Below are 10,086 nucleotides of genomic sequence, written 5' to 3' on the forward strand. Positions count from 1 at the left end.
ACTTTCATCATTTAAACTTTGATTGATAGGATTATCTATTTGCTGATTTAAAATTGCTTTGGGTTCTTGATAAACCACTTCATCGCCAGCAAGCGGACGAAACGCAAGCAGTCGCAAAATCCCCATTTCCAACGCCTGCATGGGCGTACTGGCAAGGCGAACACTGTCTCGTGCCTTGACACTAATCTCATAATAAAGCTGTATGACATCGGCAGGCAAGGTGCGAGCAAGCTCATAAAACGCCTGCTTTTGCTCATCGTTCATATCAAGGGGCATGTCAGGCAAAATCTGCACCAGAGCCATTGCATGAAAGCTGTCCACAAGGCGGTCAAGCAAGGCAGTAGCATCCACCATTTGCTCACGCATTCTGGCAATATGACGAGCCACGCCCGAGCGGTCATCGTGATAAATATCACGCACCAAATCCAGCACATCAAGGCTATCCACAAGCCCGAGCATCTCCATGACGGTATCCGCCCCAACCTGCCCGCCACCAAACGCAATGGCTTGGTCGGTCAAAGACAAGGCATCACGCACCGAGCCTTTGGCGGACTGAGCCAACTGCCACAAGGCGGTGTCATCGTGGGCAATGCTCTCGGCGTGCAGGATTTTGGCTAAATGGGCGTGGAGCAACGCTTGCGACATCGGACGAAGCACAAATTGCAAACAGCGAGAGACAATGGTAATGGGGAGCTTTTGGGGGTCAGTGGTCGCTAGGATAAATTTGACGTGTTCGGGCGGTTCTTCTAACGTTTTTAACAGAGCATTAAACGAGTGCGTGGAGAGCATATGCACTTCGTCAATGAGATACACCTTGTACCGCCCTTGCGTGGGGGCATAGGGGACATTTTCCAGCAAATCCCGAGTGTCTTCTACTTTGGTGCGACTTGCTGCATCAATCTCAATAAGGTCAATAAACCGCCCATTATCCACGCTCACGCAAGTATCGCACACACCGCAGGGCGTACTGGTAATGCCTGTTTCGCAGTTGAGACACTTTGCCAAAATCCGTGCAATGGTCGTCTTGCCCACGCCACGAGTGCCTGTAAACAGATAAGCATGGTGCAGTCGCCCCGTGTCAATGGCGTGCGATAGAGCTTGGGAGACGTGGGTTTGCCCCAATAATTCGCTAAAATTTTTGGGGCGGTATTTGCGTGCTAAAACTTGGTATTCGGACATGACAAATTGGCAAATGAGCGGTATAAATTTGTGCCATTATACCGCATTTTGTCCGTTTAGAATACCGATTTTGGCGGGGGTTGTGACTGGCATCAAGCCCAAATACACACTAGGCACTTGCCATCAGGCTGGCATTACCCCCTGCTGCCGTGGTGTTATAACTTTGGCTGACTTCATGATACAGACGTGTCATGTCAAAGCCATCTGTGGCATCCATCACACGACGAATCGCCCCGTCCAGCTCTGACAGTCGCACTTTTTCAGAGATGGGCAACTCGGACAACGCCACAATGATGGTGTTTTTATCCACGCCTTGTTGCTCCATGACTTCAAGCACTTCTGGCAATTTATCAGCATATGGGGCAAGCTCGTGATCGGGCGTGACATGTGCCTTAGTGCCATTTAGGGCAAGCACACCAAGCACTGCCAAAGCCTTATCCAGCGTGCCATTTGTCAAAGCCACCGAGTGCGGGGCGTGCCATGATAGGGTATTGGTCTCGCCTGTTGGCCCTTGTAGGGTGGTCTGGGCGTGGTTGAGTGCCGTTTGATAAGCGTGTTTGATGGTGCTGTCTAGATTGACACCCGCTGACTGAGCAACGTCCATGACACGAGCCACAATGTTCTCATAAGTCGTGGCAGACTTATCAAGGGTCGGCATGTCCCATCTGTCCAGACGGCTTAGGCGTTGCAGATAAAAGCACCCGCCTGCCTTAGGCCCTGTGCCTGACAGACCGTGACCGCCAAAGGGTTGTACGCCCACCACCGCTCCGACGATGTTGCGGTTGATATAGACGTTGCCTGCCTGTATGCGACTGGTGATGTGCTCTATCGTGCCATCGATACGACTGTGCACGCCATGCGTTAGGGCATAGCCTTTTTTGTTAATGCTGTCTATCACGTCATCAAGCTCATGAGCTTGGTAGCGGACAACGTGCAGTACAGGTCCAAAGACTTCCTTTTTAAGCTGTGATAGGTCTTTTAGCTCAAACAAAATCGGAGCGACAAAAGTGCCTTCTTCGCCATCTGTGACACGCACTTCATGGTAGTCGCTGGTTTGTTTTAAGGTGTTGATGTGGTCTAGTAAGTTCGCTTGGGCTTCGCTGTCAATCACAGGCCCCACGTCCGTACTAAGCAGGCGTGGGTCGGATACAACAAGCTCATCCATCGCCCCCTTTATCATCTCAATCATAGGCTCAGCAATGTCTTCTTGGATACATAAGATACGCAAGGCAGAGCAACGCTGACCTGCCGAGTCAAAGGCAGATGCCAATACATCGGCACAGACTTGCTCAGGTAGAGCGGTAGAATCCACAATCATGGCGTTCATACCCCCTGTCTCAGCAATGAGTACGGGATTGTCAGAGCGTTTGGCAAGCAGGGTATTAATGCGTTTGGCGACGTCTGTTGAACCTGTAAAAATCACGCCATCAATACGCTCGTCCGCCGTCAAAGCACCACCCACATCCCCAGCACCCAGCACCAGTTGCAAGACATTGGAGGGAATGCCCACTTCATGTAGCCATGAGACCGCCAAGTGGGCGATGATGGATGTCTGTTCGGCAGGTTTGGCAACGACTGTGTTGCCCGCACACAAGGCAGAGACCACTTCGCCAACAAAAATCGCTAGGGGGAAGTTCCACGGGCTAATCGCCACCACCGTGCCTAGTGGCGTGCTTAGGTTTAGCCGTTCGCATTCATCGGCATAATAACGGCAAAAATCCACCGCTTCACGCACTTCGGCAATGGCGTTGAGCAGGGTCTTGCCCGCTTCACGCACCGCCACCATCATAAGTAGCGCCATACGTCTGGGCTCTTCCATCAAGTCAGCAAAGGTTCGTATCATGTCAGCACGCTGTTTTGGCGAGACGTTTTGCCATGAGCGTTGGGCATTGATGGCAACCCCAATCACATCTGACACAACATTTGGGTCAATAAAGGCTACCTGTCCGACCACATCGGTGTGATTGGCAGGATTTCGCACGGCAAAGGCAGGCGTATGGACGACATCATGATAAGTCAAGGAGCTAACGTTAAAGTCAATACCGCTCGCCATCTCCATGTCGTCTTGGAGCTGAGCTAGGACATGCTCATTGGACAAATCCATGCCCCATGAGTTTTTGCGTTCGCCATAGATGTGGCGTGGGTTTGGCGTGAGTGGGTTTGGCGTGATGTTACCCATGTCAATCTCATCTAGGGGCGAGATGACCAGCTCATCAATGCTCACCTTTTCGTCCACGATACGATTGACAAACGATGAGTTCGCCCCATTTTCCAAAAGGCGACGTACCAGATAGGCAAGCAGGGTCTTGTGTGTGCCCACGGGGGCATAGATTCGCACACGGCGACCGAGTTTGTCGCCGACTACTTGGTCATACAATGTCTCGCCCATGCCATGCAAGCATTGAAATTCAAAATCAAGCTCCTTACCCATCTCATAGATGGTTGCCAGCGTTTGGGCGTTGTGCGTGGCAAATTGGGGGAAAATGGCATCTTGGGCGGACAGCAGTTTTTTGGCACACGCCAAATAAGACACGTCTGTGTGGACTTTGCGGGTATAGACAGGGTAACCGTCCATGCCGTCCACCTGAGCCCATTTAATCTCGCTGTCCCAATACGCCCCTTTGACAAGGCGAATCATGAGTTTTTGTCCGTTACGGCGAGCTAAGTCAATGAGATAATCAATGACAAAAGGACAGCGTTTTTGGTAGGCTTGCACCACAAAGCCAATGCCACGAAAACCTGCCAAATCAGGGTCGGACACCAAGGCTTCCATGAGTTCAAGCGACAGCTCCAAGCGATGAGCTTCTTCGGCATCGATGTTTAGCCCGATGTCATACTCTTTGGCAAGTAAAAATAATGCCTTTAATTTGGGCAATAGCTCACTCATCACACGAGCGTGCTGTGAGCGAAAATATCTGGGATGAATGGCGGACAGCTTAACTGATATGCCATTGCCATCATAAACCCCACGCCCTTTGGCATCTTTGCCGATGGCATGAATGGCACTGACATAATCATTAAAATAACGGTCAGCATCCGCCTGTGTCATGGCAGCTTCGCCCAGCATGTCAAAGCTAAAACGATAGCCCAAACGTTCACGCTCTTTGCCATTGCCAAGAGCTTCTTCTATCGTCTGCCCTGTCACAAACTGCTTGCCAAGGAGTTTCATGGCATAGTTCACGCCACCACGAATAAAGGGCTCTCCGCCTTTTTGTAGCACACGAGTCAAAGCCGAACCCATCGAGTCGTCCGACACATCGGCGGTCAGCTTGCCTGTCAAAACAAGCCCCCAAGCGGCGGCATTGACAAACATGGACGGACTGTTACCAACATGACGTCGCCAATCCCCATCGGCGAGCTTATCACGAATGAGCTTATCTCTGGTGGCGTTATCAGGAATACGGAGCAGGGCTTCGGCAAGGCACATAAGAGCAATGCCTTCTTCGCTGGACAACGAAAACTCATGCATGAGAGCATCCACACCCGATGACTTGGAGCGGTCGGCACGCACTTGGGTGATGAGCGAGCGAGCCAGTGCGTGGATGTTTTCTTTTTGGGCTTGGGTAAAGTCAAGCGTGCTTGCCAAATTTCGTACCGCCACCGCTTCATCCAAGCGATAAGTGGCGGTAATGGCATCTTTTAATGGGGATTGTGCATGAGTAAAATGAAACATGAGTTTTCCTTTGATTTTTGTTAATAACGGACAATTTTAACACAAATTTGGGCGGTATTAATATGATTTTCACCCCAAAAGTTTGCCATAAAAAATCGGCATTGAAAAATACCGATGTGATGATCGCCAAGGTTTGCCATTAGGCTTTATTTAACAATGTCACAATCCCATAACCCGCAAGCACCACCAATAACACACAAACAAAAATGGTGGTTTTGGGAAAATTGCGATAACATTTACCCCAAAACCACCCCAGCACTTCACGAAAGAACAGCTCCCACACCACCCACGCCACAAAACGCAGTGGAGCGAGCAGTAGGCGGGAGATCTCTTCCACACTCTTAGCCCTTATGTCTCATGTGCGGGAACAAAATCACATCACGAATGCTTGGAGCATTGGCAAACAGCATGACAAGGCGGTCAATGCCAATGCCCTGCCCTGCGGTGGGCGGTAAACCGTATTCTAGGGCTTCAATAAAGTCGGCATCATAGTGCATTGCCTCATCATCGCCTGCGTCTTTTTCGGCAACCTGCTGGCGGAAACGCTCGGCTTGGTCAATGGGGTCATTAAGCTCGCTAAACCCATTGGCAAGCTCACGCCCACCGATAAACATCTCAAAACGGTCGGTAACGTGCGGATTGTCATCGTTACGGCGAGCCAGTGGCGACGTTTCGGCAGGGTATTCGGTGATAAAAGTCGGTTGGCGAAGTTTGGTTTCTACCGTCTCTTCAAAGACAATCGTCTGCAATTTACCCAAACCAAAAGACGGTTTAACTTCTTCTTTTAACTCATTTTTGACAAAATTTGCCAAAAATTCACGGTCATTGACATTGTCGGCGGTAAAGGTCGGATTATGCTCCAAAATCGCATCAAACATCGTGATTTTCTTAAATGGACCTTTAAAACTAAATACTTCATCGCCATACGGTACATCGGTCGTACCCAAAATATCGGTCGCCAATGTTTCAAGCATACGCTCGGTTAGACTCATCAAATCCTTATAATCGGCATAGGCTTGATAGAACTCAATCATCGTAAATTCAGGGTTGTGGCGAGTGGATACGCCTTCGTTACGAAAGTTACGGTTAATCTCAAACACACGGTCAAACCCACCGACAACAAGGCGTTTTAGGTACAGCTCAGGGGCGATACGCAAAAACAGCTCCATGTCAAGGGCGTTGTGGTGCGTTACAAATGGACGAGCAGACGCACCACCAGGGATGACGTGCATCATCGGCGTTTCTACTTCCATAAAACGCTCGCCCACCAAAAACGCACGAATGCCAGAGACGACTTTGGCACGGATTTCAAAGGTTTTGCGGGTGTCTTCGTTGACCATTAAGTCAAGGTATCTTTGACGGTATTTGACTTCGGTGTCGGTCAAGCCGTGAAATTTGTCAGGTAAGGGACGTAACGACTTGGTCAAAAGCTCAAAGTCTTCTAGGTGAATGTACAAATCACCCTTGCCCGAACGCCCGATATAACCGCTCGCCCCAACAATATCGCCCAAGTCAAGCGATTTAATCAGCTCCAAGGTCTCGGTAGGTAGCCCTTTTCTGTCCACATAGAGCTGAATCCGCCCTGTCATGTCGCTGATGACAATAAACGAGCCACGGTTTAGCATGACACGTCCTGCTACTTTGGCATACGTCTTATTCCCTGCCTCGGCATCGGCTTCTAGGGTTGCCTTATCCACATCGGCAAATTTGTCTTGTAAATCAGCACAATAATCGGTCGGCTTAAAGGTGTTTGGATAAGCGGTTTTGCCCTGCTCGCTTGCCTTTTGTTTTAATACGTCCAGCTTTTCAAGGCGTTGGCGAATGAGTTCATTGGTGTCGGTCAATTCGGTTTTGGTTTGGTCGGTCATGAGTGTTCCAAAAGTGATTTAAGTTTGAATAAATTAAATAGTTGCATCAATAATAAAATCATAATCATATTTTAAAATCAATGCATCTGCGGTTAAAAAATAAAAATTTTCAATTTGTGATTGAGCCAATAATAGTCTATCAAAAGGGTCTTTGTGAATATGGGGTAAGTTCTTTATGGCATATAAATGCTTATTTTCAATATATAATTGCTCAAAACCGTCATATAGCAAACCATTTGCCAATTGTTCAGGATTAACATTAAAATCAGGTTTATTTAATAAATCTCTTTCCAAACTAAAAATAAACCCTTATAAGTATTGGGGTTGAAGTTTTTAAAAATCCATAAAAATCAGGGTTTGGAAAGAAGTCTAATGATGATTTAATAGAAATTTCCCACAAATTAACTGAACTAAAATACAAATTATAATCAAAATTTTGAATAATAGATAATGCTTTTGGGGATTTTTTATTTAATTCATCAAATGCGTGCCAAATCAGAATATGACTATCCACGAGAATATTCATCATACTCCCCAGAAAATAAAGCAAAAATCTCGTCTTCATTTAGGCGGTCAAAATTATCAGGAGCAGGGGTATTGTCAGTATTTTTTAAAAAACCACCCAAACGCTTGCCCTTTTTGTCGTCCAATTCGTTTTCAACCAAACAAATTTTGATAGATGATTTGCCTTTATCTGTTAAAATAATTGGGCTTTTTTCATCTCTTACTCTTTCAATAATCGCTGATAAATCCACTTTGGCTTGCTCAACAACAATCATCTGTTCCATATCGCACCCCATTTATATCAATCATCAATCACTAAATTTGTGAAAATTAGCAATTTAATCAGTATATTACATATTACCTATCTTAACAAATTTTAATAGGTCATTCAAGGAATATCAATCCACACAAATGGTCTGTACTTGTCCGTCATGGATAAAACTGCGACAGCCAAATGGATTATTATTTGCTTTACATACGCCTGTGATTGGGGTATTTATGTTTTGGGCATTGTCAGATTTAGGTTCGCACGTCCCACTTTGGCAGTCATCGCCCTTGGTACACGTTTTGCCTGCGTCAGGATAAGTGATGATACATTTATCAAATTGTAGCATACCCACTTTTTGCACTTTTCCGCCTTGTTTTTGGCATTCGGTAATCTCGGCAGGGCTTGCGTTTTTGGATTGAAATTCAATTATCTTTTTTGGGACGGATTTTTGGGTTTCTTGAATATTTTCATTATGAGATGAATGAACACAGCCTATTAAAGATAAAGCCAAAGTGGCAACAAATAATAATCTCATGGTTTTATCCCTTATCTAAATAAACTTCTTAATTTATCAGCAAAGCTTTGTTTCTCATCTTCAAAAGAAATATCCAAATCTACCGACCAAACAACAAAATAGCCATATTGCCCCTTTCTTACTTCACCGCCAACTTCACGCCCTTTATCTGTTAAAAAGACATTTTTGCCTTTTAATTCAATATAGCCATTTTCGGCAAGCATTTTGGTAAATTCATTGTTATCAATGCCAAATTTTTCTGCCAATTTAGCAGTGGTAACTTTATCATAATTTCTGAGCTTGGTGTTTTCTGTTTTTGGTTGCTCTTGGTTTATTGTCGGTTTTTCGGTATCGGCTGATAATCTTACTTCTTCACTAATGCGAATAATGCGCAAAACTTCTTCATAAGTATCAACATATAATTGACTGTCATTATTTTTATCAATCAATACACCCATTTCATTATTATTGACTTGGCTAAATTCATATAAATTTAGACTGGTAATAATACATTCATGTTCATTTAAATAACATTTGGCGTGTAAGTTTTTACAAAAACTGGTTCTTACAAAAGTCAATTCTTTGAGCCAATTTATCTCTTGTGGCGATAATTCACTTTTACCATAAACAATACGAATATCAATTTTTAGGCGGTTTTTATCTTCTAGCAATTCTTTAATACGCTCATTAAATTGCAAATAAGGGCTAATTAACACCAATCTATCGGTTGCCTTTTTAATCAATTCTTCTAAATGATAAGTCGTACCACTGGTGTTTAAAAATTTTGCCATAATTATCTCCTAATTTATTCCGCCCCCACACTCGCCATTAAATCGGCTTGGTGTTCACGCAAGAGTGCATCAAGCAATTCGCCCAAATCGCCTTCCATGATAGCGTCCAGCTTATAAAGCGTTAGATTGATACGGTGGTCGGTCATTCGCCCTTGTGGGAAATTATAGGTGCGGATACGCTCGGAGCGGTCGCCTGAGCCAACCAAATTTCGTCTCATGTCGCTTGTGGCATCAAGCTGGGCTTGGACTTTGGCTTGTTGGATTTTGGCAACAAGCATTTTCATCGCCTTGTCTTTGTTAGCATGCTGTGAGCGTTCTTGTTGGCACTCGGCAACCACGCCTGTGGGAATGTGCGTGATTCGCACGGCAGAATCGGTGGTATTGACGTGCTGACCGCCCGCCCCGCTTGACCGATAGGTATCAATGCGTAAGTCGGCAGGGTTAATCTCAACCGTGTCATCAAGCTCAATCTCTGGCATAATCGCAACCGTACAGGCGGACGTATGTACACGCCCTTGGCTTTCGGTGGCTGGCACACGTTGCACCCGATGAGTCCCGCTTTCAAATTTGAGTCGCCCATACACACCCACGCCCGACACTCGGGTGATGATTTCTTTGTAGCCCCCATGCTCGCCTTCGTTGGCGGACAGTACTTCCACTTGCCAGCCTTGGGATTGGGCGTATTTTTGGTACATACGGAACAAATCGCCACTAAATATCGCCGCTTCATCGCCTCCTGTCCCTGCTCGGATTTCCAAAAAGGCGGTCGCCTTGTCGCTTGGGTCTTTGGGGAGCATCATGACGTTGAGAATTTCGGTTAATTCGTCAATTTTGGATTTTGCTGTCTCAATCTCATCTTGTGCCAGCTCTTTCATGTCAGGGTCGCCAAGCATTTCGTTGGCGGTCGCCAAATCTTCTTCGGCTTGGCAAAACTTCCCCCAAACGTCCACAAGCTCGGACAAATCGCTATGCTCAACCGACAAGGCACGGAATTTTTTGCTGTCGGAAATGGTATCAGGGTCGGACAACAAGGCGGTAACTTCTTCAAATCTGTCCGCCATTTGGTCTAGGCGGTGGCGTAGGGATTCTTTCATGATGATGATTTAATTCTTTTAAAACAGGCTATTTTGCCATATTTTTAAAATTTTTGCATTAAGTTTTACCAATTTATTGGCATTTTTATCAATCGCAACCCCCCTTTCTTTTATCACCAAAAATCTGTTAAAATAAAAAATTTTCTTGACATATATACAGTAGGACTACAAAATGACCAACCAACCAACCAACCA

The 10,086-nt window shown here is 45.9% G+C and carries 9 protein-coding genes; all 9 read right to left on the reverse strand.

What is annotated here, in order from left to right; translation table 11 throughout:
- Window positions 1-1,179: DNA polymerase III subunit gamma/tau (dnaX, locus tag B5J94_RS09595; RefSeq protein ID WP_143821959.1), on the reverse strand; the 1,179-nt coding region annotated here is incomplete at its 3' end.
- A gap of 109 nt (window positions 1,180-1,288) precedes the next feature.
- On the reverse strand, window positions 1,289-4,852 hold the full coding sequence (gene putA, locus B5J94_RS09600; RefSeq protein WP_062499333.1) for a bifunctional proline dehydrogenase/L-glutamate gamma-semialdehyde dehydrogenase PutA: 3,564 nt from the start codon (window positions 4,850-4,852) through the stop codon (window positions 1,289-1,291).
- Between the two features lie 139 nt (window positions 4,853-4,991).
- Window positions 4,992-5,189, reverse strand: coding sequence for a hypothetical protein (locus B5J94_RS09605; RefSeq protein ID WP_062499332.1), 198 nt, complete (start codon window positions 5,187-5,189; stop codon window positions 4,992-4,994).
- 4 nt (window positions 5,190-5,193) lie between these two features.
- Window positions 5,194-6,720: a lysine--tRNA ligase gene (gene lysS, locus B5J94_RS09610; protein WP_062499331.1), complete on the reverse strand. Its 1,527-nt coding sequence runs from the start codon at window positions 6,718-6,720 to the stop codon at window positions 5,194-5,196.
- Window positions 6,721-6,753: 33 nt separating this feature from the next.
- Window positions 6,754-7,014: a PIN domain-containing protein gene (locus B5J94_RS09615; RefSeq protein ID WP_079364101.1), complete on the reverse strand. Its 261-nt coding sequence runs from the start codon at window positions 7,012-7,014 to the stop codon at window positions 6,754-6,756.
- A 212-nt stretch (window positions 7,015-7,226) separates the two neighbouring features.
- On the reverse strand, window positions 7,227-7,508 hold the full coding sequence (locus tag B5J94_RS09620; protein ID WP_062501421.1) for a type II toxin-antitoxin system Phd/YefM family antitoxin: 282 nt from the start codon (window positions 7,506-7,508) through the stop codon (window positions 7,227-7,229).
- A 114-nt stretch (window positions 7,509-7,622) separates the two neighbouring features.
- The gene (locus tag B5J94_RS09625; RefSeq protein ID WP_062501423.1) at window positions 7,623-8,027 is read right to left on the reverse strand and encodes a hypothetical protein; all 405 of its coding nucleotides are present in this window, start codon (window positions 8,025-8,027) and stop codon (window positions 7,623-7,625) included.
- An 11-nt stretch (window positions 8,028-8,038) separates the two neighbouring features.
- A complete protein-coding gene (locus B5J94_RS09630; protein ID WP_062501425.1) occupies window positions 8,039-8,797 on the reverse strand; it encodes a phospholipase D family protein in 759 nt (252 codons plus the stop codon).
- Between the two features lie 14 nt (window positions 8,798-8,811).
- Window positions 8,812-9,891, reverse strand: a complete 1,080-nt coding sequence (gene prfA / locus B5J94_RS09635; protein ID WP_062501427.1) for a peptide chain release factor 1 — start codon at window positions 9,889-9,891, stop codon at window positions 8,812-8,814.
- Between the last annotated feature and the right edge of the window lie 195 nt (window positions 9,892-10,086).

The sequence above is a fragment of the Moraxella lacunata genome (genome assembly GCF_002027545.1).
In the GTDB taxonomy this organism is placed as follows: domain Bacteria; phylum Pseudomonadota; class Gammaproteobacteria; order Pseudomonadales; family Moraxellaceae; genus Moraxella; species Moraxella lacunata.